This is a genomic window from Ruegeria sp. CL7, from assembly GCF_056536445.1.
In genome coordinates this window covers 67,610-88,688 of sequence record NZ_JBQFPQ010000004.1, presented here as the reverse complement: position 1 = coordinate 88,688, position 21,079 = coordinate 67,610, and the positions used below count along the sequence as shown (strand labels likewise).

The 21,079-nt window shown below is 59.2% G+C and carries 15 protein-coding genes and 1 pseudogene; 7 read left to right on the top strand and 9 right to left on the bottom strand.

The window, feature by feature from the left end; translation table 11 throughout:
* Window positions 1-66 precede the first annotated feature (66 nt).
* Both ACR0LI_RS12365 and ACR0LI_RS12360 read right to left on the bottom strand, forming a co-directional pair.
* Entirely contained in the window at window positions 67-3,228 is a 3,162-nt protein-coding gene (locus tag ACR0LI_RS12365; RefSeq protein WP_210093505.1) for a valine--tRNA ligase, read from the bottom strand.
* Between the two features lie 79 nt (window positions 3,229-3,307).
* The gene (locus ACR0LI_RS12360; protein WP_171636936.1) at window positions 3,308-4,036 is read right to left on the bottom strand and encodes a dienelactone hydrolase family protein; all 729 of its coding nucleotides are present in this window, start codon (window positions 4,034-4,036) and stop codon (window positions 3,308-3,310) included.
* A gap of 113 nt (window positions 4,037-4,149) precedes the next feature.
* Between ACR0LI_RS12360 and ACR0LI_RS12355 the strand changes: the two genes are divergently transcribed.
* Together ACR0LI_RS12355 and ACR0LI_RS12350 are read left to right on the top strand one after the other, a co-directional pair.
* The gene (locus tag ACR0LI_RS12355) at window positions 4,150-6,441 is read left to right on the top strand and encodes a xanthine dehydrogenase family protein molybdopterin-binding subunit (protein WP_480718595.1); all 2,292 of its coding nucleotides are present in this window, start codon (window positions 4,150-4,152) and stop codon (window positions 6,439-6,441) included.
* A complete protein-coding gene (locus tag ACR0LI_RS12350; RefSeq protein ID WP_171724407.1) occupies window positions 6,419-7,495 on the top strand; it encodes a DUF2235 domain-containing protein in 1,077 nt (358 codons plus the stop codon). The genes ACR0LI_RS12355 and ACR0LI_RS12350 overlap by 23 nt, the downstream gene beginning before the upstream one ends.
* A gap of 313 nt (window positions 7,496-7,808) precedes the next feature.
* On the opposite strand, the gene ACR0LI_RS12345 is transcribed toward ACR0LI_RS12350, so the two are convergent.
* Both ACR0LI_RS12345 and ACR0LI_RS12340 read right to left on the bottom strand, forming a co-directional pair.
* Window positions 7,809-8,831 (bottom strand): alpha/beta hydrolase, encoded by a 1,023-nt coding sequence (locus tag ACR0LI_RS12345; RefSeq protein ID WP_480486950.1) that lies wholly within the window; start codon window positions 8,829-8,831, stop codon window positions 7,809-7,811.
* A 240-nt stretch (window positions 8,832-9,071) separates the two neighbouring features.
* Window positions 9,072-10,316: an alpha/beta hydrolase gene (locus ACR0LI_RS12340; RefSeq protein ID WP_480718594.1), complete on the bottom strand. Its 1,245-nt coding sequence runs from the start codon at window positions 10,314-10,316 to the stop codon at window positions 9,072-9,074.
* Window positions 10,317-10,449: 133 nt separating this feature from the next.
* On the opposite strand from ACR0LI_RS12340, the gene ACR0LI_RS12335 reads away from it, so the two are divergent.
* Window positions 10,450-11,022: a tyrosine-type recombinase/integrase gene (locus ACR0LI_RS12335; RefSeq protein WP_480718660.1), complete on the top strand. Its 573-nt coding sequence runs from the start codon at window positions 10,450-10,452 to the stop codon at window positions 11,020-11,022.
* A gap of 1,511 nt (window positions 11,023-12,533) precedes the next feature.
* Here the strand turns inward: ACR0LI_RS12335 and ACR0LI_RS12330 are convergent.
* Window positions 12,534-13,668: pseudogene (locus ACR0LI_RS12330) on the bottom strand (IS3 family transposase).
* A gap of 265 nt (window positions 13,669-13,933) precedes the next feature.
* Window positions 13,934-14,509 carry a GcrA family cell cycle regulator gene (locus ACR0LI_RS12325; protein ID WP_152457300.1) on the bottom strand — a complete coding sequence of 192 codons (576 nt, stop codon included), beginning with the start codon at window positions 14,507-14,509 and terminating at the stop codon, window positions 13,934-13,936.
* 126 nt (window positions 14,510-14,635) lie between these two features.
* Between ACR0LI_RS12325 and ACR0LI_RS12320 the strand changes: the two genes are divergently transcribed.
* On the top strand, window positions 14,636-15,439 hold the full coding sequence (locus tag ACR0LI_RS12320) for an ABC transporter permease (RefSeq protein WP_171638216.1): 804 nt from the start codon (window positions 14,636-14,638) through the stop codon (window positions 15,437-15,439).
* Between the two features lie 81 nt (window positions 15,440-15,520).
* Here the strand turns inward: ACR0LI_RS12320 and ACR0LI_RS12315 are convergent, their stop codons facing one another.
* Window positions 15,521-16,405 (bottom strand): DMT family transporter, encoded by an 885-nt coding sequence (locus ACR0LI_RS12315; RefSeq protein ID WP_210092782.1) that lies wholly within the window; start codon window positions 16,403-16,405, stop codon window positions 15,521-15,523.
* Between the two features lie 273 nt (window positions 16,406-16,678).
* Here ACR0LI_RS12315 and ACR0LI_RS12310 point away from each other — a divergent pair, with 273 nt between their 5' ends.
* Together ACR0LI_RS12310 and argF are read left to right on the top strand one after the other, a co-directional pair.
* Window positions 16,679-17,866, top strand: coding sequence for an acetylornithine transaminase (locus ACR0LI_RS12310; RefSeq protein WP_480718593.1), 1,188 nt, complete (start codon window positions 16,679-16,681; stop codon window positions 17,864-17,866).
* Window positions 17,867-17,942: 76 nt separating this feature from the next.
* Window positions 17,943-18,869 (top strand): ornithine carbamoyltransferase, encoded by a 927-nt coding sequence (argF, locus tag ACR0LI_RS12305; protein ID WP_171724400.1) that lies wholly within the window; start codon window positions 17,943-17,945, stop codon window positions 18,867-18,869.
* Here the strand turns inward: argF and ACR0LI_RS12300 are convergent.
* Entirely contained in the window at window positions 18,866-19,462 is a 597-nt protein-coding gene (locus ACR0LI_RS12300; RefSeq protein WP_371732299.1) for a ferric reductase-like transmembrane domain-containing protein, read from the bottom strand. The two genes, argF and ACR0LI_RS12300, sit on opposite strands and share 4 nt — an antisense overlap.
* 8 nt (window positions 19,463-19,470) lie before the next feature.
* Window positions 19,471-19,959, bottom strand: a complete 489-nt coding sequence (locus ACR0LI_RS12295; RefSeq protein ID WP_480718592.1) for a twin-arginine translocation pathway signal — start codon at window positions 19,957-19,959, stop codon at window positions 19,471-19,473.
* A gap of 216 nt (window positions 19,960-20,175) precedes the next feature.
* Here ACR0LI_RS12295 and ACR0LI_RS12290 point away from each other — a divergent pair, with 216 nt between their 5' ends.
* Window positions 20,176-21,009 carry a phytanoyl-CoA dioxygenase family protein gene (locus ACR0LI_RS12290; protein ID WP_171724397.1) on the top strand — a complete coding sequence of 278 codons (834 nt, stop codon included), beginning with the start codon at window positions 20,176-20,178 and terminating at the stop codon, window positions 21,007-21,009.
* Window positions 21,010-21,079 lie beyond the last annotated feature (70 nt).

Below are 21,079 nucleotides of genomic sequence, written 5' to 3'. Positions count from 1 at the left end.
AAAGAAAACCCCGCCGTTGTGGTCGCGGCGGGGTTCCGGATTTGAGTATTTGGGAAAAGATGAAGATCAGGCGATTTCGGTCAGTCGGGCCAGCGCCTCGTTCAGTTTCGCCTCTTCCTCTTCGCGGGCGGCGAGGTTGGCTTTGGCCTCTTCCACGACCTCTGCAGGGGCCGAGGCCACGAATTTCGGGTTGTTCAGACGCCCGCGCAGGCCACCAAGTTCCTTGGCCAGCTTGCCCTTGGCCTTTTCCAGCCGTTCCTTTTCCGCTCCGATGTCGATGATATCCGCCAGCGGCAGGCCAAAGGACGCTCCGGGCGCCGCGATCGAGATCGTGCCCTTGGGCAGCGTGTCGGCTTTGGTCAGGCTGTCGATCCGGGCCAGTCGCTTGATCAGCGCCTCGTTCCGGTCCCAGGCGGCCTGGCCGTGGGCGTCGATCTCGGTCACCAGCATCGGCACGTACAGACCGGCCGGAACGCGCATCTGGGCGCGGGCCGAACGGGTGTTCTCGATCACCGAGATCACCCAGTTCATTTCGCGATCCGCGGCGGCATCAACCAGTTCGGCGGCGGCATAGGTCGGCCAGTCGGCATGCACCAGCATCTTGGCGCGGGTGCCGGTCAGGCCCCACAGCTCCTCGGTGATGAATGGCATGATCGGGTGCAGCAGGACCAGGCACTGATCCAGAACCCAGCGCATGGTGGCGCGGGTTTCAGCCTGGGCCTCGGCGTCATCGCCTTGCAGCAGAGGTTTGGACAGTTCCACATACCAGTCACAGACCTTGCCCCAGACAAAGGCATAAAGCCCGTTCGCCGCGTCGTTGAAGCGGTAGCTGTCCAGCGCCGCGTCGACCTCTTCGCGCACGCGGGCAGTTTCGCCGATGATCCAGCGGTTCACGGCGGCTTTGGGCTTCAGATCAGCCGCATCCAATTGCGGCACGGCGTCGGTGAAAACCTCGTTCATCTCGGCAAAGCGGACGGCGTTCCACAGCTTGGTGCCAAAGTTGCGATAACCGGTGATGCGTTCGCGGGACAGTTTCAGCACCCCGCCAATCGCCGCCATCGACGCGTTGGTAAAGCGCAGCGCGTCGGCACCGAACTCGTCCACAATCTCCAGCGGGTCGATGACGTTGCCGGTGGTCTTGGACATCTTCTTGCCCTTCTCGTCGCGGACGAGCTGGTGCAGATATACGGTGTGGAACGGGATCTGATCGACCACGGCCAGCTGCATCATCATCATCCGGGCGACCCAGAAGAACAGGATGTCGAAACCGGTGATCAGAACATCGGTCGGGAAGTAGCGCTGCAACTCTTCGGTCTGTTCGGGCCAGCCCAGCGTGCCGATGGGCCACAGGCCAGAGGAGAACCACGTGTCCAGCACGTCAGGGTCGCGCCACACCGGGTAAACCAGCTTGGTCGGATCCTGTTCAACGGCGTACTGCGCCAGGCTTTCGGCGAACCGATGGATCGCCTCCTGCTTGTCGGCGACTTCGATCACGGTCGCGTGGCTCAGAGGGCTGGGAATGTCCGCATTGTCGTCCAGGAACTTTTCGGTAACGGCCTCGAAACTCGCGGCACATTCCATGACATTGCCACGATGCAGCATGCCGCCTTCGTTCAGCAAACGACCCAATTCAACCAGATCAAGGTCGCCATCATTCTCGTCGTCAATGAAGTCTTCTGCGGACAGGTCTAGACCATACCAAACCGGAATCTGATGCCCCCACCACAGTTGGCGGCTGATGCACCAGGGTTCGATATTTTCCAGCCAGTGGTAATAGGTCTTCTCGCCCGACTCGGGGATGATCTTGACCGTGCCGTCCTTGACCGCGTCCAGCGCAGGGCCGACGACCTTGGCGGCATCGACGAACCACTGATCGGTGAACATCGGCTCGATCACCACCTTCGACCGGTCGCCGAAGGGCTGCATGATCGGTTTGCTCTCGACCAGCGGAACTAGCGTGTCGGCGCCTTCCTGATCCGGCTTCAACGCGGTTGATCCCAGGCGCGGATCATCCGCGCGGGCCATCACGGCCAGACCATCGGCGGTGATCTCTTCCACCACCTTGGCCCGCGCTTCGAACCGGTCGAGGCCACGCAGATGATCCGGCACCAGATTGATCGCGTCGATCTCGTTCTCGGTGAACGCGCGCCCACGCGCATAGTCCTGCGCCTTGCCTGCCTCTTCGGCATAAGGGGCCCCATCGGCCCGCATCGCGCCCTTGGTGTCCATCAGGCGGTACATCGGAATGCCGCCGCGCTTGGCGACCATGTTGTCATTGAAGTCATGCGCGCCGGTGATCTTCACCGCGCCCGAGCCGAAATCGGGGTCGGGGTAGTCGTCGGTGATGATCGGGATCTGGCGGCGATGCTCTTTCGGACCAACCGGGATTTCGCACAGCTTGCCGACGATCGGCGCATAGCGTTCGTCCGAGGGATGCACCGCGACCGCGCCGTCGCCCAGCATGGTCTCGGGGCGGGTCGTGGCGATGGAAATGTAATCCCGCTCTTCCTCAAGGATGACGTTCCCGTCCTCGTCTTTTTCAACGTAAGTGTACGTCTCACCCCCGGCCAGCGGGTACTTGAAGTGCCACATGTGGCCGGCGACCTCGATATTCTCGACCTCGAGGTCCGAGATCGCGGTTTCGAAATGCGGATCCCAGTTGACCAGCCGCTTGCCGCGGTAGATCAGGCCCTTGTCGTACATGTCGACAAAAACCTTGATGACCGCGTCGTGGAAGTTGGGGCTGTTTTCATGGCCCGTGCGCGGGTCGCCCGCTGCACCGGCCATGGTAAAGGCGTTGCGCGACCAGTCGCAGGAGGAGCCGAGGCGTTTCAGCTGCTCGATGATGGTGCCGCCGTATTCACCCTTCCATTCCCAGACTTTCTCCAGAAACTTTTCGCGGCCCAATTCGTTGCGGCTGGGTTGTTGGGTGGCGGCCAGCATCTTTTCGACCTGCATCTGGGTTGCGATGCCGGCGTGGTCCTGGCCGGGCTGCCACAACGTGTCAAAGCCACGCATGCGGTGCCAACGGATCAGGATGTCCTGTAGGGTGTTGTTGAACGCATGGCCCACATGCAGAGCACCGGTCACGTTGGGCGGCGGGATCATGATGGTAAAGCTTTCCTCGCGCGAACGGTTCGCGCCTGCCTTGAAGGCTCCGGCCTGTTCCCAGGCCTTGTAGATCCGGGCCTCGGCCTCGGCCGCGTTGAATGTCTTTTCCATCGCCATGGGATGCGTCCTGCGTCAACAAATTCGGGTCCGCGCCTGCAATAGCGAATGCGCGCGGCAAGGGGAAGGCCTAGTGCGCCTAAGCCACGCCAAAGCGTGCTTTGAAATAGGCGTCAACGCGTTGATAGGCGGGTTCATGGAAATCCAGCGTCAGCAGCGAATGATCCTTGCCGGGATATTCGACGGTTTCCAGCAGATTGCCGAATGCCTGTTCAAGCGCCTGCATCAGTTTCTTTGGTGCAAGCTTGTCTTCGGAGTACCGCATCGCCAGACCGGGGCCTTTCGCGGTCATACCCGCAGAGGCCGCGCCGATGTCTTCAGCGCTCATGTGCAGATGGCGACCCCCGAGGATCGGCAGCGCAGGTTGGCTGGCTACCCCGCCCAGAACGGCGTCTTCGGCCATGAGGGTCAGGGCGAAACTGCCGGTCAGGCACATGCCGATGACGCCCACACCGGCGCTGTTTTCGCGTTGCTTGATCTCACGGGTCAGGGCGCGCATCCATCCTGCAATGGGGCTCTGCTTGCCACGGGCGAAAATGTTGAACTCGCGCCGCACGCAGAACAACCGGGCCATGTTCTTGGCCATTTCAACCTTGCCATATGTTCCAAACAAATGAGGCAGGTAGACGCGAAAGCCGGATGCGTTGAGCTTGGCGGACAACGCCAGCGTTTCGGGCCCGATCCCGGGCAGTTCCTGAAGGATCAGGATCGGTGGGCCTTCGCCGCCGACATAAACGTCATGTGTGGTCGACTGCCCGCTGGTCATCGGGGCAGAGAAGGGAAAAACGGTATCATGCGTCCAGCTCATGGCCCAAGGCTAGCCGAACATCCTTTGCGCGCAAACGAATTTCAGTGAACTCCGCTGGACATCGCCTGGTCGCGGGCTAGGCTCGCCCCTGAGACCGCGCAGGAGGGCCACCCATGGAAAAGTTCGGCAGAAGCCAGCCGGTGAAACGGACCGAGGATCAACGGTTCCTGACCGGGCAGGGGCGTTACATGGATGATGCGGTGCCCGGGAACGCTTTGTTTGCCGCATTCTTCCGCAGCCCGGTGGCGCATGGTGACATCACGTCTCTGGATGTCGAGGCCGCACGGGCTGCCGACGGCGTTCGGCTGGTCATGACGCTGGACGATCTGGCAGCTTCGGGCATCGACACGGTGCTAAACGCTGCCGTTTTACAAAACCGCGATGGATCGAAGGCCGCTGCGCCCGATCGGCACATGCTGGCCAGGGATCGCGTGCGTTTCGTGGGCGAGCCGGTGGCGGTTGTTATCGCGGATACGCTGGCACAAGCGCAGGACGCGGTCGAGTTGATTTGGATGGACACGGAAGAGCGCCCTGCCAAGCTGGACGTGAAGGCAGGCGGTGAGATCCTGCACGCGGAAGCGCCCGAGAACCGTGCTTTCGATTGGGGGCTGGGCGACGAAACCGCGACCCAGGCTGCCTTTCAGGCGGCCGCGCATACGGTGTCGCTGAACGTCGCCGACAACAGGGTCATCATTAGTTCGCTGGAGCCGCGCGGATGTCAGGCGAACTGGTCCAAGGGGCGCCTGCATTTCTCTTACGGAGGTCAGGGCGTTTGGGCGATGAAGGCCCAACTGGCGCAAAAACTGAAACTGGATGCGGACAACATACGCGTCACGACCCCGGATGTGGGTGGTGGTTTCGGTATGAAAGTGATGCCATACCCCGAATATTTCTGCGTTTCCGTGGCGGCGATGAAGCTGGGTCAGCCGGTGCACTGGATGTCCGACCGGTCCGAGGCGATGCTTTCCGATCACCATGGCCGCGACCTGACCTCGCTGGCCGAGCTGGCCTTCGACGCCGATCACAAGATCACCGCCTACCGCGTCCACAGCAAGGTGAACCTTGGCGCATACAACAGCCACTTCGGTCAGGCGATCCAGACCAGCCTGTTCAGCAAAGTGCTGATGGGTGTCTATGACGTCCAGACCACCTATTTGCGGGTCGAAGGCTTTTATACGAACACGACGCAGGTGGATGCGTATCGCGGTGCGGGCCGCCCCGAGGCGATTTACGTGCTTGAACGCGCGATGGACCGCGCCGCGCGCGAACTGGGCGTTGACCCGTGGGAACTGCGGCGCAGGAATTTCATCCGCTCCGCCGATTTCCCCTACACCACTTCCACTGGCGAAACTTATGATGTCGGCGATTTCGACATGGTCCTCACCCGTGCGGCCGACCAGACCACCGGGTTCGAGGCCCGAAAAGCTGCGGATGCCGAACGCGGTCTGATCCGGGGGCAGGGTCTCTGTTACTATATCGAAAGCATTTTGGGGGACCCTTCCGAAAACGCGAAGGTCGCGTTTTGCGAGGATGGAACGGTGAATCTTTGCGTCGGCACACAATCGAACGGGCAGGGGCATGAGACGGTCTACGCCCAGTTCCTGTCAGATCAGACGGGTATCCCCATGGACAAGATCACCGTCATTCAGGGCGATACCGACCGGCTTGCCCATGGCGGCGGCACTGGCGGGTCCCGCTCGGTCACGGTGCAAAGCACGGCCACCCTGGCCACGATTGACAAGATGATCGCCGCATTCACGCCTTATCTAGCCGATAAGATGGGGGTCGAGGACAGTGATGTGCATTTTGACCACGAGACATTCCGAGCGCCGGGCTCCAACCTGACGCCGACCCTGACCGAAGCTGCCGAGATGGCGCGTGCCGATGGTCGAACGGATCTGCTGCAACATGAGGCCCGCGCAAACCTGGATGCGCGCAGCTATCCGAACGGCGCGCATGTTGCCGAAGTCGTGATCGATTCTTGCACCGGCGAAACCTGGGTGGACCGGTACACCGTGGTTGACGATTTTGGTAATCTTATCAATCCGATGCTGGCCGAAGGGCAGGTACATGGCGGGGTGGTGCAGGGTATCGGCCAGGCGCTGACCGAACATGTCGTGCACGATGCACATGGGCAACTGCTCACGGCTTCGTTTATGGATTACGCCTTGCCCCGTGCAACCGACATACCCATGATTAAGTTTACCTCGGCGCCGGTTCCGTCAACCTCGAACCCGATGGGGATGAAAGGGTGTGGCGAGGCTGGCACCGTGGGCGCGCTGGCCGCTGTGGCAAACGCGGTTCAGGATGCGCTCTGGGATCATGGGGTGCGGCAGGCGGACATGCCTTTCACACCTCACAAAGTATGGGAATTGCTGACGCATGAATCTGTCGCGGCTGAGTAGAAAGGTTCTGGGATGGCTCGGGCGCCCTTTGCGGTCCGAGCATTCCGCCGAGACGCGGCACCGCGAACCGATCAGCCATGTCATCATCCTTGATGGCACCATGTCCACTCTGGAACCGGGGTTTGAAACCCACGCCGGTCAGACATTTCGCCTGTGCTGCGAGATGGGCAGCAAGGTTTCGGTGTTCTACGAGGCAGGCGTGCAGTGGGAAAGCTGGAAGTCCTCGCTGGATGTGATGATGGGCAGGGGCATCAACCGCCAGATCCGTCGCGCCTATGGGTATTTGGCGTCCCGCTACAAGCCGGGCGACAAGATCTTTTTCATCGGTTATTCGCGCGGTGCCTATGGCGTGCGCAGTCTGGCCGGCGTGATCGACATGATCGGCCTGCTCAAGGCGGAACACGCCACTGAACGAAACATACTGCAAGCGTATCGCCACTATGAATGCAATCCAGAGGGCATCGCCGCCAGCGAATTCCGCCGACGTTTCTGCCACGAAGGGGTCGAGATCGAGATGGTCGGCGTCTGGGACACGGTCAAGGCGCTGGGTTTGCGTTTGCCGCTGCTGTGGCGTAGGGCCGAAGAGAAGCACGCCTTTCACAACCATCAGCTGGGCCCGGTCACCCGCCACGGGTATCACGCTTTGGCGCTGGATGAGACGCGCGAAGTGTTCGAACCAGTTCTGTGGACCTGCACGCCCGAGTTCAAGGGCCATGTGGAGCAGGTCTGGTTCCGCGGAACCCATGGCGACATAGGTGGCCAATTGAACGGCTACGAAGAGGCGCGGCCGCTGAGCAACATTTCCCTGATCTGGATGCTGGACAAGGCGGAATTGCACGGTCTGCCTTTGCCCGACGGCTGGCGCGATCGGTTTCCCATTGATCCCCATGCTCCGTCGGTTGGCACATGGCGCGGCTGGGGCAAGATTTTCCTGCTGCGAAAGCATCGCAAGGTCGGGCAGGACCCGTCAGAACGCCTGCATGTTTCAGTTTCGCCGGACGAACTGCCCGGATGGGTCGCGATGCCGAACCTGCCGACACATCCCGCGCAGTGAAAGGCTACAATGTGCCTGTGACTCCAAGATCACCGGTACTTCACTGTCAGGTTCGAGCCCAACTTGTAAATTCGAATTTCTTGGTACGTGCGCACGCAGCACCAGAAATGCTGCATGCGCGTGAATTTCAGCGCCGCCGCGCAGCGGAAGGACCAGTCATTCATGTTGACCGCAGCGAGGAACAGACGCCGAATTCACCAGGAGCGGGACTTTGCTGCCGTTCTCGTCATTCACTCGTTTGCGGAAATCCGAAATTGCTGAAGTTCGTCTGAACTCGTGAATGCTTTCGGTTTTTGTAGATGCCCGGGGACCCTTACTTTGAACCCAAGTGCACATCAAGGAATGATATGATCCGGTCTCCCAAAGACATTCGAGTGCCATCGTCACCCAGCGAAACAGCATTGTGCGGATAAAAATGGGCAAATCCCGGAACCCATGACAGTGAGTATTCCACACCGGCTTCCCTCAAAAGCGACACAACTCCTGGCAGGTCACTTAACTGCGTGTGTTCGTCGAATTGAGAGTACGCCAGTAGTGTGGGTGGCAAATCAGGGTGGTCCATCACCGCCTCATGCTCGAAGAGAATGTTCGGCCCGGACAGCGGAAAAATCGCGGCAAGTGGGGCGTCCATACCAATTCCGACGTTGAGTGTAATTCCGCCACCGGCCGAATGCCCGCCCATTGCAATGCGCTCAGGATCGATATTGAAGCGCTCCGCGTTCTCAATGACAAATTCGAGGGCGAGGTTGGCATCTTCCGCACCAGCCAGGCCGGCTTTCCACAGATAAAGCCTGTCTTCGGGTCTGTTCTCTAGCCGTGGCAATCCCATTGCATTCCGAGCCCGAACTGTCGCCTCAAACACCTGCGGCGTGATGTAGGCGTCAACATCGGCAATCAGGTTCCCTTCCCCCGGCGCTAAAGCAGGCTCAGGGTATTCGGTGGCAAGCCGATACTCGATAACAAAAACAACGTAGCCAAGCGGCGCAAGCAACCGCGCATAATCTTCCGGGCGCGAGTGCACAGCGGCCTCTAGCCGAAAGGGTTCTATACGTCTTCCACCGCGGTGATGCGCGCCACCATGCACGTATATTACCGCCGGATGCGGGCCGTCTGAAACTGACGCAGCCTTGGTGTAGTCCGCGTTGGCAGCAGAGGGTGAATAGACGTCCATCCGCAGTTCCCGCTCTGTCTGAATACCATCAGGCGCGATTTTTCCTGTCCCGTAAACAACGTCGAGCTCAGTTTCGTATCCAAACACCTGATCAGCGTTGCCAGATTTGGCGGCTGAAAAAAGCAGCAAAGCGGCTACAGACAGCCAGACGCTTTTACGGATCATTGAATCCTCCAATCGAAAGTAAAGTGTGCTGGTTCGCAACGCTGTCGGCACTTCTGAATGAAGTGGTCGTCGGTATTTTGCCTCTGATTTGTCAAAGCGTCGAAATAGTTATGAAGATTGAAGCAAATAACCGTCGCAAAGTGCTCTACTGCCTGAAGAGCGTTGCAAAGTTCTCTTTGGTATGCGCTGTAAATACAGTCACTAGCAGAAACTGCCGAAGGCGAATGTGCAAGCCGCACTTCAGCGATCATCGGCAAAGGAGCGGTCAAGGAAGGCTGCAATCCGACCTTCTATCGACACACTCACCGCATCGCCGCCCAGACTGGCAGCACCAGCAGGGTAAAAATGGCCAAACCCGGGAACCCATGCGAACTCATAGTCAACGCCGACTTTTTCATAATGCTGGATGAGTTCAGGCACAGAGGATAGCGCGCCAGGAAGATCATATTGCCCCATAAACATCAAAGTCGGTGGTGTTACTGAGGTCGATGTCACGGTCTTTTTCACGTCAAATCCCGCATCGGTTCCGGAAAGTAAAAAGACACCTGCAACGGGGACGCCCATGCCATAAGCGACGTTCCAGGACGTCACCGCGCCTGCTGAAAAACCTCCCAGAACGATACGGTTTGGATCGATCTGGTATGTCCCGGCTGCCTTGCGAATGTGTAAAACGGCTGTGCGCAGGTCTTCAGCGGCGGCGACTACGCCATCAACCATTGTCTTTTTTTGATCCGGAATCGCGAAATCTATCGGCGGCAGGTTCATCGTCCCCCGAATGTAATTGGCTTGAGGTAAAAGCGGTAACAGACTTTCAGGATCTATCCAGTCTTCTTGGTAGCCCTCGCCGGACAGCACCGGGCGTTCCGTTGTAAGCCGATAATCAATCGCAAAGCAGGTATAACCTCTCGCAGCAAATCGGCGGCAATAGTTGCCCATCGAGGTGTCCTGCGCACCTCCGGATTGAAATGTCAGACGTGGACTGCCGCGATGGAAAGCCCCGCCGAAAGTAAGGATCACAGCTGGCCGTGGCTCGGTAGCATTTTCGGCGGGATAGTAGACGTCCATCCACAGATCTCGCGATACTTGCGTCCCGTCCTTCGTCACGAGGCCCGCGCCGTAGATCACATCAGCCTCCAGAGTGTATGTCTCCGCTGGTGCCTCCTGCGCGAGCAGAGGAGCACCTCCCGGAGCAGGAAAAAGGAGTGCAGCGACCAAAGCCATCAAATTGAAGTTTCGCAATTTGCTCACTTGGCGCCTCGATCGAATGATAAATTGAATTGCCCGAAGCTTTTCACGCAGGTGCGTAAATTCGGACGGCGTTCGCAAACACGCTAAATGAGGAGACCCGATCGCACAACTGGCAGGCAGAATAATTCGCTGGCTGCAAATGCAAAGTGTATAGATTAAGTAATTCTGCTTTGGGCTCTCTACTGCCCAATGCGTCTGCGGCGTTCGCCAATGAAACAGCAAGCTTATAACGGCCATTCAAACCACCAGCAAACTGAGGCGCCAGCGCTGTGCATAGTCAGGGTTTGGCGGGAGGATTGGAGGGCGCACAATGCCAAGAGTCCAACTTCCCGCTGTCACCCCGAAACGAAGAGCCTGACACAAGGGCCGGATCATCGGCCAGAAACGGCCGCTTTGGCCGAAACAGGTCTGGGCGATCCGCGCGCGGCTCGAGCTGGCGGGCAACCTGCGCGATCTTGCGCTGTTCAGTGCGGCCATTGATAGCAAGCTTCGCGGATGCGATTTGGTGAAACTGGCCGTCGCCGACCTGGTAAAGGATGATCGCGTTCGCGAACGCGTGTCCGTGATCCGGAGCAAAACCAAGCGGCCTGTTCAGTTTGAACTTTCTGAAAACACGCGGGATACCATTGCCGCATGGATCAAGTCACCAGAGATGCTCGGCTGCCATTTCATGTTTCCCAGCAGGTTTCATGACCGCCCGCATATCTCAACACGCCAATATGGCCGGCTTGTGAAGGATTGGGTGGCCGCGATTGGGCTGGAGCCCAGCGGATACGGCACCCATTCGCTGCGCCGGACCAAAGCAGCGGAAATCTACCGCAAAACCGGAAATCTCAGGGCAGTTCAACTCCTGCTCGGGCACACAAAGGTTGACAGCACTGTCAGATATCTTGGTGTCGAACTTGAAGATGCGTTGAGCATTGCCGAGCAAATCGACATTTGAACCATGTTGGCGGGCGGCACTTGCCGTTCGCCAATTCAGACCAGACCTACGGTCGCACCGCGGCAGTGGTTCGGTTCGAGCCCACTTTGACCGATGCTGATCGATGCCCCCATGACAGTAATGCGCAGAAATCTGACTTTGCAAAGATGCCGTTCATGCTTTTGCTCGCCTAACCAGACCGGCCCAGATAGCCGGAGGCCCATCTTGGAAGTGCGGCACTATAGATTGTTGGCCTATTTGAAAAAACTTAGGTACTGAGCAGTGTTGTGCTACGTCAGCCAACGTTAGTGCTAGGGGAATAAGGGCAGTACAAGCTCCAACAAATCAGACGATTTTGGACGAACTATTGGTCGATTAACATCATTGTCCGAGCGATAGCTGCCAGACAAGCTTCAGCGCTGTTTTCGTTTAACCGAAATAATGCACCCAGAGTGTTTTGGATGCCGTGCTGGTACATCCCGCGCCATAGCGTCCACGTTTCCGAGGTGCCGCAACGCTCCGTTGTTCAGCAACACACCACGCCCTGCATCGTAACGGCGCTGTCCAAATCCGCTGGCAACGCATTCCCAGTTTTCCTTTGCCGCTGCGTTGCGGAACCTGGGTAAGTCGTGCGGGTCATGCCGTCCAGGTGTTGCTGCGACATGATCGAGTTTCTTTGAATTGCTTTGGTGGGTCAAATGGTGGGTAACTTGTGTTGTGCCAGTTGGCTGGACAGTACCGGTTGTCGGCCTTGGCTTTGGGCGCATAACTGTCACTACGCCTTGTGGTTTCGGATGTCCTGGGACGGCCATATGAGTTGCCGTAGGTTTTGGAGTCAACTGTGGAACCTGACCAGGAACCGCTGTGGGAACCTGATTGGGAGTCGCGGTTGGGACGAGCGGTGGCACAGCAGTTTGACCGTTAGGTTGAGGCGGAACCTGACCAGGAACAGCGACTGGTATTTGGTTGGGTGTTGCTGTTGGCACCAGGGGCGGCACATTGGGTTGAGGCGGAACCTGGCCTGGGACAGCTATCGGAACTTGATTGGGAGTTGCAGTCGGAACTTGCGGCGGCACAGCAGTCGGTCCGGTAGCCAACGGCGGAACCTGATTGGGAACGGCTGTCGGAACCCGGTTTGGTGTCGGGTTTGGCACTAATGGCGGAGCTAGTGTCGGCGCTACGATCGGCGTTGGCACCTGACCGGGTACCGCTACTGGTGTCGCGATAGGAACCTGACCGGGAATTGCGTCCGGGACCGCGCCCGGTGCAAGGACCGGCACTGTGACGGACGTGGGCGTTTGCGGCGTTCCTCGAGGTGGCAACTGATTTGCCACCGGCTGCGTTGGGCCGGTAATTTGATTGCCTGCCCCTTGCCCACCGGCCTGCCCGCATCCTTGGCTCGACTGGTGTGGGTTCCCTACGCCTCGGCACCATCCGTAGTGATTTCCGCGGGCAAAGACCTGAGTAGCGGCCAGTTCAGCAAACAAACAAGCTCAGGTGATCAGCCCCACTTGTGTGGTCCAAGTTGATTGTTAGTGCATGACCGGCCTTTGGTCCAATTGAACGATGGTTTCCGGGGCCGGCGGTTTATATCCCAGAGCACTGTGCGGGCGTTTTGTGTTGTAGTGTTTCCTCCATTCTTCGATCAAAATCTGCGCTTCTCTTAGACAGTAGAAGACTTCTCCATTCAGGAACTCATCTCTGAACCGCGCATTGGAACTTTCACAGTAACCGTTCTCCCATGGGCTGCCTGGCTCGATGTATGCGGTCTTTGCTCCAACTGCATTGATCCAGTCTTGCACCGCCACGGCAATGAACTCAGGGCCATTGTCGGAGCGAATGTAGCTTGGCACACCGCACATGATGAACAGGTCACTCAGCACGTCGATGACATCGCTGGAGTTCAGCTTGCGGTCCACACGGATCGCCAAGCACTCCCGGCTGTACTCATCGATGACGTTGAGCGTGCGGAATGCCTTTCCGTCATCCGTTCGACAATGCACGAAGTCATAGCTCCAGACATGGTTTCGATGCTCCGGCCGCAGCCGAACACACGATCCATCATTTAACCATTTAACCAGAGCCGTCCCTTCTTCGGTTGTTTCATTGGCACTTTCAGCCCCTCCCGACGCCAAAGCCTTTCGACACGCTTGTCATTCACCTGCCAGCCCGCATCTCTCAGCAAAGCCGCGATCCGGCGATAACCGTAGCGGCCATACTGGCGGGCCAATTCTATCATGTCCGCCACCAAGCGCTTCTCGTCAGCTCGACCTTTCGGCAGCTTTCGCCGTGTGGATCGGTGCTGTTTCAGGACACGACACACCCGGCGCTCTGAGACACGCAGTTTGTGGCGCACATGGTTGATGCAGGCACGGCGACGGGCGGGGCTCAGTAGTTTCCCGTGGACGCCTCCGTCAGGATCAGTTTGTCCAGGGTAAGATCCGAGACGGCCCTTCGAAGACGCTCATTCTCTTTTTGAAGGCGCTTGAGTTCCTTCAATTGATCCGCGCCCATTCTGCCGTACTTTTTCTTCCAGCGATAATAGGTCTGTTCAACAACACCAATCTGCCGGATCGCATCCAGACGGGACATGCCTTGCCCCATCAATATCTCAACCTGCCGTAACTTCGAGACAATCTCTTCCGGCTTCGGTCGCTTGTTCGCCATGTGGTTCCTCCGTTTTCATAACCATAACGGCGGACCACTTCAGAGGGGGAGGATCAGAAAGCGATGAGCCTACGGCAACTTTGTCCGCAAAGCTGACGCTCCGAACTAAAACACCCTCGCAGCATTCAGCGAGGGTGTTTTCTTTGTAAGAACCCGTTACGCCTTGCGTCGTTCTTGACTATGCAACGTCTCCGGTAGAGGCGTGGCGAAATGCCTGCGCCCTTTTCACGTTCCATAGACATGATTTAGGTTCTTGTGTTCGCAATTACCGCCGACGATCCCTGCGCGAGCTCATCGGCTGGAAGGCCACTCCCACATGCGCCTCGCAATAGGGTTTGCCCGCCTCAACCGGAAGGCCGCAGAACCAGAAATCCTCGGTCGCGGGGTCGCCCACGGGCCATTTGCATGTCTTCTCGGTCAATTCCATCAAAGTCAGCTTCTTGGCTTTCTTTTCAACCTCGTTGACCTTGGCCAGCGCCTCGGGGCTGATCTCATTGGCCGATGGCTGCGGTGGCAGCGGCTGACCGGCGGGGATGATCTGACGGCGGGCCGGAACGACCGGTTTCGCCTCGGCGGTCGGGGCCGGGGCCGGACGCGCCGGTTCGGTCTTGGGTGCAGGTTTGGGCTTGGCCTCGGCCTTGGGGGCGGGCGCCGGTTTTTCTTTCGGTTCCGCCTTGGCCGGGGATGCGCCTGCCGTCCGGTTCGACAGGCCCAGGCGGTGCACCTTGCCGATCACCGCATTGCGGGTCACGCCACCCAGTTCCTTGGCAATCTGGCTGGCCGACTGGCCTTCGCCCCACATCTTCTTCAGCAGTTCAACACGCTCGTCTGTCCAGGACATCGTTAGCCTTTCAAAAGCGGAAAGCGGCCCCGGATTCGGGCCGCCTTGGGAATTCGTCTCAGCCCCCTATTCTAAACACTGCTGCCCGAGTTACAAGCTGTCTTCGAATCAGCTTGAGGGCAAATCATGCAAAATCCCGCAGATCAGACCGCGCGTCGCTTCGGAGCAGTCAACTGGATGGGCCTGTACACGCTGGCGCAGCGCGAAACCCTGCGTTTTCTGGCCGTCTGGACGCAGACGGTTCTGGCACCTCTGGTTACGGCGGGGCTGTTCCTGTTGATCTTCACCATCGCCATCGGACCCAGCCGGCCCGATATCATGGGTGTGCCGTTTGTGATGTTTCTGGCACCGGGGATCATGATGATGACGGTGATCCAGAATGCCTTTGCCAATACCTCGTCCTCGATGGTGATCGCCAAGGTGCAGGGCAATATCGTCGATACTTTGATGCCGCCGCTGTCACCGCTCGAGATTCTGCTGGGTTACCTCGCGGGTGGTATTGCCCGAGGCGTGATGATCGCACTGGTGATCTCGATTGCGTTTTTGGTCTTGCTCTCCATTGCGCCTCAGCACCCCCTGATCGCGCTGACCTTTGTTGTTCTGGGTGGGGCATTCATGGGCGCGTTGGGCCTGTTTGCCGGTATCTTCGCCAACAAGTTCGACCAGATGGCAGCAATCACCAACTTTATCGTCACGCCGCTGGCCTTCCTGTCGGGCACGTTCTACTCGGTCGAGGCGCTGCCGCCCGTGCTGAACCGCCTGACCCACCTGAACCCGGTGTTCTATCTGATAGATGGTTTGCGCTACGGAATGATCGGAGTATCCGACAGCTCTCCGTGGCTGGGAATGGCGGTTTGTACGTTTGCAACACTCGTGATCGGAACCATCACCTGGCTGATGCTGCGCACCGGATATCGCCTCAAGGCTTAGGCTGGCCCAGCCATCGCGACCGGTTGCAAGGGCCGGGGCCGGGATGCAGGCGCACCCGTTTCCGCCGTGCAGGGCAGGCTCTCAGACGCGGCGCCGCACCGCTTCTCGCCAGACCAGGATCAGCCCACCGGCCAGAATGGTCGCAGACCCGATCAGACTGATCCAGTCGGGGATTACATCAAAGACCGCCAAGTCGTAAAGGGCGGCAAAGATCAGCGTGGCATAGCTGATCGGGGCCACAAAGGATGCATCCGCCCGCGCCATGCCGTTGACGAAACAGGCCTGCGCACAGGCCATCAGAACGCCGATCCCCACCAATGCCGCCCACTGCTGCGGGGTCGGCATCTGAAAGACGAAGCTGACGGCCAAAGTGGCGATCAGCAAACCCATCGCGTTATTGATCAGCAGGATCTGCATCGGTGGCTCGCGCCCGGACAATTTTTTGATGAAAATCAGCTCCATCCCGATCAGCGCAGCCGCCGCCAGCGCCAGAAGCGCGGCAGGCTGAAAGCTGGCGGGGGTCGGGCGCAGCAGGATCAACGCGCCCGTCAAGGCGACAGCCGCCGCCAGCCAGCGCCAAGGACCAACCCGCTCGTGCAGCAGAGGAATGGCCAGCACCATACCAAAGACAGGGTTCAGAAAGGATATGGCCGTCGCATCCGCCATCGGAATGAAGGCAACCGACGCGAACATCAATGTCACCCCCGCCCAGCCAAAACTGGTCCGCCCGACGTGAAGCCCCCAATGGGGCCGCACCAACCGGGGCCGCAAAGCTGCAACCGCCAGCACGATCGCCAGCAGGGCAAACAGAAACCGCCCGTGACTGATCTGCATAGCGTGCAAGGACGGGCCCAACGCATCCGTCCCGAGCGCCTTTGCCAGCAGCGTCGTAGCGGCGATAAAGGCGGTGGCGACAAAAATCAGCGCAGCGGCAAGCGGTGGATTGTGGTGCTTGGGTTGGAACATGGCCAAGCGGTGCGCCGTTGCACAGGCTTTGGCAAGGGCAAAATTCGATCCCTGCAAAATACTGGCTTCCCAACCTGTGCAAGCATCGCTATACGGTCGGCCATGATCAAACATATGCATATCCAACTGCTCCGACGCCGACGCATCTTTGCGTAACCGGCCTGTTTGATCTCGTGTGCCCGACAAATCGGCACAGACCTCACCAAAATTGTTGACGAACAGGGCCTTCGTGTATCACTCACGAGGCTCATACTACCTGAAAAGGATGATCCCATGATCCCGTCCGTTCTGCCGACCTATAACCGTGCGCCCCTGACCTTCGTGAAGGGCGAAGGCGCCTGGCTGACCGAGGCGGATGGCCGACGTTTCCTGGACCTCGGCGCAGGGATCGCCGTGAACGCACTGGGCCATGCCCATCCGGCATTGGTGGCCGCGCTGACTGACCAGGCCCATGCGCTGTGGCATGTCTCGAACCTGTACAACATTCCTCAGCAACAGGCGTTGGCAGACAAGCTGGTGGAAAACAGTTTTGCCGATACGGTTTTCTTCACGAACTCCGGCACGGAATCCTGCGAACTGGCCGTAAAAATGGCCCGCAAGTATTTCTATGACAAGGATCAGCCCGAGCGGGTCGAGATCATCACTTTCGACGGTTCGTTCCACGGCCGGTCGTCAGCCGGCATCGCCGCTGCCGGGTCCGAGAAAATGACCAAGGGCTTCGGCCCGCTGCTGCCGGGTTTCGTGCATGTGGCCTTCGGCGATCTGGACGGCGTGACCGACGCCATCACCGACAGGACCGCCGCGATCCTGATCGAGCCCATCCAAGGCGAGGGCGGTATTCGCCCGGTGCCGGACGCCGAACTTAAGGCGCTGCGCCAGATCTGCGACGACAACGGGCTGCTGCTGATCCTTGATGAAGTCCAGTGCGGCGTTGGCCGGACAGGCAAGCTCTTTGCCCATGAATGGGCTGGGATCACCCCTGATATCATGATGGTCGCCAAGGGCATCGGCGGCGGCTTCCCTCTGGGCGCAGTCCTGGCCACCGAAGACGCGGCCAGCGGCATGACAGCAGGCACCCATGGTTCGACCTATGGCGGCAACCCGCTGGGCTGCGCGGTGGGCTGCGCGGTGATCGATCATGTGGCAACACCCGCCTTTTTGGAAAGCGTCAACCGCAAGGCGGGCCTGCTGCGCCAAAAGCTCGAAGCCCTGATCGCAGATCACCCCGACGTGTTCGAAGAGGTGCGCGGATCAGGCCTGATGCTCGGCCTCAAGTGCAAGCCTGCCAATATCGACGTGGTCAACGCAGGTTATGACAACCTCGTCATCACCGTTCCCGCCGCCGACAACGTGATCCGCCTGTTACCGGCTCTCACTCTGACCGAGGACGATATCGCTCAGGCCATGATCCGCCTCGACAAGGCGGCCCGGCAGATCGAGACCCAACTCCAAACCGCCTGATTTTCATCTTTTCCCAAATACTCCGGGGGTCCGGGGGCAGCGCCCCCGGCAACCGACAGCCAGGAAACGAACCGACATGAACCATTTTCTCGACATCCACAAAACCGATGCTACCGCGCTTCGGTCCATGATCGATCAGGCGGGCGCGATGAAACAGGCGCGTCTGGGCCGTCCCAAGGCCGCCCCTGATGACGAACAACCGTTGAAAGACCGCATGGTCGCGCTGATCTTCGAAAAGCCCTCGACCCGGACGCGCGTGTCCTTTGATGTGGGCGTGCGCCAGATGGGCGGCCAGACCATGGTGCTGTCGGGCAAGGACATGCAGCTGGGTCACGGCGAAACCATTGCCGATACTGCCCGCGTGCTGTCGCGTTATGTCGACATGATCATGATCCGCACCTTTGATGAAACCATCCTGACCGAAATGGCCGAATATTCCGACGTGCCCGTCATCAACGGTCTGACCGACCGCACCCATCCCTGCCAGATCATGGCCGATGTTTTGACGTTCGAGGAACACCGTGGCCCTATCGCGGGCAAGAAAGTGGTCTGGACCGGCGACGGCAACAATGTCTGCGCTTCCTTCCTGCACGCCGCCGGTCAATTCGGATTCGATCTGACCTTCACCGGCCCCGCTCAGCTTGACCCGGAAGAGGAGTTCATGGGGTTTGCCCGCCAGAAAGGTTCGAAAATCGTGATCGAAAGGGATCCGCACAAAGCGGTGGAAGGCGCGGACCTCGTCGTCGCGGACACCTGGGTTTCGATGCATGATTCCCAGTCGGCCAAAGAGCGCCGCCATAACATGCTGCGTCCATATCAGGTCAATGCTGAACTCATGTCGCATGCCAAACCGGATGCGCTGTTCATGCATTGCCTGCCGGCCCACCGCGAGGAAGAAGCGACCTCCGAGGTCATGGACGGCCCGAACTCGGTCATTTTTGATGAGGCCGAAAACCGTCTGCATGCACAAAAGGCGGTGATGCGCTGGTGCCTGGGCGTCTAAGGGCGTCGACGGATATCCCACACTTTCAATTTGGCGAGCGTGCTTGCGCTCGCCAAGAGGACCAGTGCGCAAAGCGCTGTTTTGGTTACGATCTCCATCGTGCCTTCGATCAGCATGGCGTGAACAAGGCTGCCGACAATCGTCACCCCGGCCAGTGCGGTGTGGCTCAGCCGCCAAAAACGAAAACGCAGGCGCAGACGTTTGCGGAAGACCCCTAACAGGGCCACCCCGAAAGCGGTCCACATGGCAATGACACCCCAGGCCGAGAACGGCGTTGGCGATGCGAACAACAATGCATCCACCACATCCGGCGGGCTGGTAAGCCACAACCCCGCGACATGGACAACAATCGCCAGCACAAGGGTCAGGCCGATCCAGCGGTGAATGTGGCGGCTCATCACTGCGGACAGGCCCGGAAGGTATCTTCCGGCCAGAAGCGGTTGCAGCAGCAGCAGGCCCAAGCTCAGAATTCCGGCAAACCCGGCGAGGATATAGGCTGGATCGCGCCAGGCAAGATACGGGCTGCCTGCCGCAGCGATCAGGGGAACGGCAAGGGCGGCGATCAGGGTCGCCCAAATGGCACCGGTTCGGATCACCGGGATCAGAGCGGTTGCAACACGAAATGCGCAGCCAGTGTCTTGTCTTTGGAACTGGACATCACAGGCCGCAGGAACACGGTTTCGAACGCGCCGCTGTCATAGGCCAGATGCCCGTGCGGTTGACCGAATGCAGGAACGATCTGCGGCATTTCCAGGCGGAATTCACCCTTTTCATCAGTCAAGGTCGCTCCATGGCTTTGCGGGTCACGCTCGTGCCCTTCTGTGGTATGGGCCCAGATCTGTATGCGCTGGCCGGGCAGGGGGGCGCCATCGCCCGCCCGTCGTACGGTTCCGGTCATCCAGAACCCGCCGCCACCGATCCGGTCCACGATTGGCGCGCCGGGGCGATAGTTGTTCGATCCGCCCCGCATCGAAGGCGTAGGCGCAATCCCGGCTGCGCGGGCAGGCACCAAAAGCCCTGTGGCGCCGGTCGCCAAAACGGCAACACTTTGGGTGATCAGGGAACGGCGGGACAGCAACGCATCTGTCATCGAGAAACCTCCAATACGCGATCCATTTTTGTCAGTCTGCGGCTTCCATCTGAAACATAGCATGTTTCGTTCAAAATCCGAGGCCGTGCGCGGTTGGATCCCCGCGTCCTCACGGTTCTGTGAGTGATTCCGGGTCGTCGAAACGAATCTCTTTGACCTCTGGCGGTGCCTGGTGCGATGCTCGGGGCCACCGAACCACATCGGGATGATTATTCCATGACGACAGCAGATATGGTCACACAGGAAGACGTTGCCGCCTTCCAACGCGATGGTGCTGTTGTTCTGCGGTCGAAATTCTCATCCGACTGGTTGTCATTGCTGCGCGCAGGTATCGACGCCGACCTTGACACGCCGACGGATAATTTCACCCGTCATACCAAGGATCCGAACGCCCCGGGCTATTACGAAGACTACTGGGCCTGGAACAAAATCCCGCAATTCAACGAATTCGTTCACAAGTCGCCCTGCGCTCCGCTTGCCGCCGGGTTGCTGGGGGCGCCATCCATCAACCTTGTCATGGACAACTGGTTCCTGCGCGAGGCCGGCTCGACCTCGCGCCCGCCCTTCCATCAGGACCTGTCTTACTTCGACTTCGAAGGCGCGATGTGTGTCCTTTGGCTGCCGCTGGAACCCGTGACCAAGGAAAACGGCATCGCATTCGTGAAGGGTTCACACCTATGGGACAAGCTGTTCATGCGGGTGCGGTTTGTCGATGGACATCCCAGCTATGAGCCCACCGAAGTCGCCGGGCTGACCTATCATCCGCCACCTGATGTCAATGCCGACCCAGGCGCGTATGAGTTGCTGCAATGGGATCTGGAGCTTGGGGATTGTATCTTTTTCGACATGCGAACGCTGCATGGCGGGTTGTCCTCGACCACGCCGTCGGAAACGGTGCGGCGCTTCACCCTTCGCATGACGGCACCTGATGGTGTCATCCGGTATCGCGGCGACTGGGCCAAGGACGAGCGTGCGCAGTTCGAGGCGGCAGGTTATGGCGAGGGGGATCGGATTGACGGGCCGTTTTTCCCGCAACTCTGGCCGCGTTGATCGGAACGGCGCCGCACTTAATCTGTGCGATTGTGCACTTTATGGGCTGCTTCGCGTGGCTATTTCTTAC

Excerpts from the sequence above, each read along its gene's own strand:
- ACR0LI_RS12365 (WP_210093505.1), bottom strand. The coding sequence starts at position 3,228 with ATGGCGATGGAAAAGACATTCAACGCGGCCGAGGCCGAGGCCCGGATC.
- ACR0LI_RS12360 (WP_171636936.1), bottom strand. The coding sequence starts at position 4,036 with ATGAGCTGGACGCATGATACCGTTTTTCCCTTCTCTGCCCCGATGACC.
- ACR0LI_RS12355 (WP_480718595.1), top strand. The coding sequence starts at position 4,150 with ATGGAAAAGTTCGGCAGAAGCCAGCCGGTGAAACGGACCGAGGATCAA.
- ACR0LI_RS12350 (WP_171724407.1), top strand. The coding sequence starts at position 6,419 with ATGAATCTGTCGCGGCTGAGTAGAAAGGTTCTGGGATGGCTCGGGCGC.
- ACR0LI_RS12345 (WP_480486950.1), bottom strand. The coding sequence starts at position 8,831 with ATGATCCGTAAAAGCGTCTGGCTGTCTGTAGCCGCTTTGCTGCTTTTT.
- ACR0LI_RS12340 (WP_480718594.1), bottom strand. The coding sequence starts at position 10,316 with ATGGCCGTTATAAGCTTGCTGTTTCATTGGCGAACGCCGCAGACGCAT.
- ACR0LI_RS12325 (WP_152457300.1), bottom strand. The coding sequence starts at position 14,509 with ATGTCCTGGACAGACGAGCGTGTTGAACTGCTGAAGAAGATGTGGGGC.
- ACR0LI_RS12320 (WP_171638216.1), top strand. The coding sequence starts at position 14,636 with ATGCAAAATCCCGCAGATCAGACCGCGCGTCGCTTCGGAGCAGTCAAC.
- ACR0LI_RS12315 (WP_210092782.1), bottom strand. The coding sequence starts at position 16,405 with ATGTTCCAACCCAAGCACCACAATCCACCGCTTGCCGCTGCGCTGATT.
- ACR0LI_RS12310 (WP_480718593.1), top strand. The coding sequence starts at position 16,679 with ATGATCCCGTCCGTTCTGCCGACCTATAACCGTGCGCCCCTGACCTTC.
- argF (WP_171724400.1), top strand. The coding sequence starts at position 17,943 with ATGAACCATTTTCTCGACATCCACAAAACCGATGCTACCGCGCTTCGG.
- ACR0LI_RS12295 (WP_480718592.1), bottom strand. The coding sequence starts at position 19,959 with ATGACAGATGCGTTGCTGTCCCGCCGTTCCCTGATCACCCAAAGTGTT.
- ACR0LI_RS12290 (WP_171724397.1), top strand. The coding sequence starts at position 20,176 with ATGACGACAGCAGATATGGTCACACAGGAAGACGTTGCCGCCTTCCAA.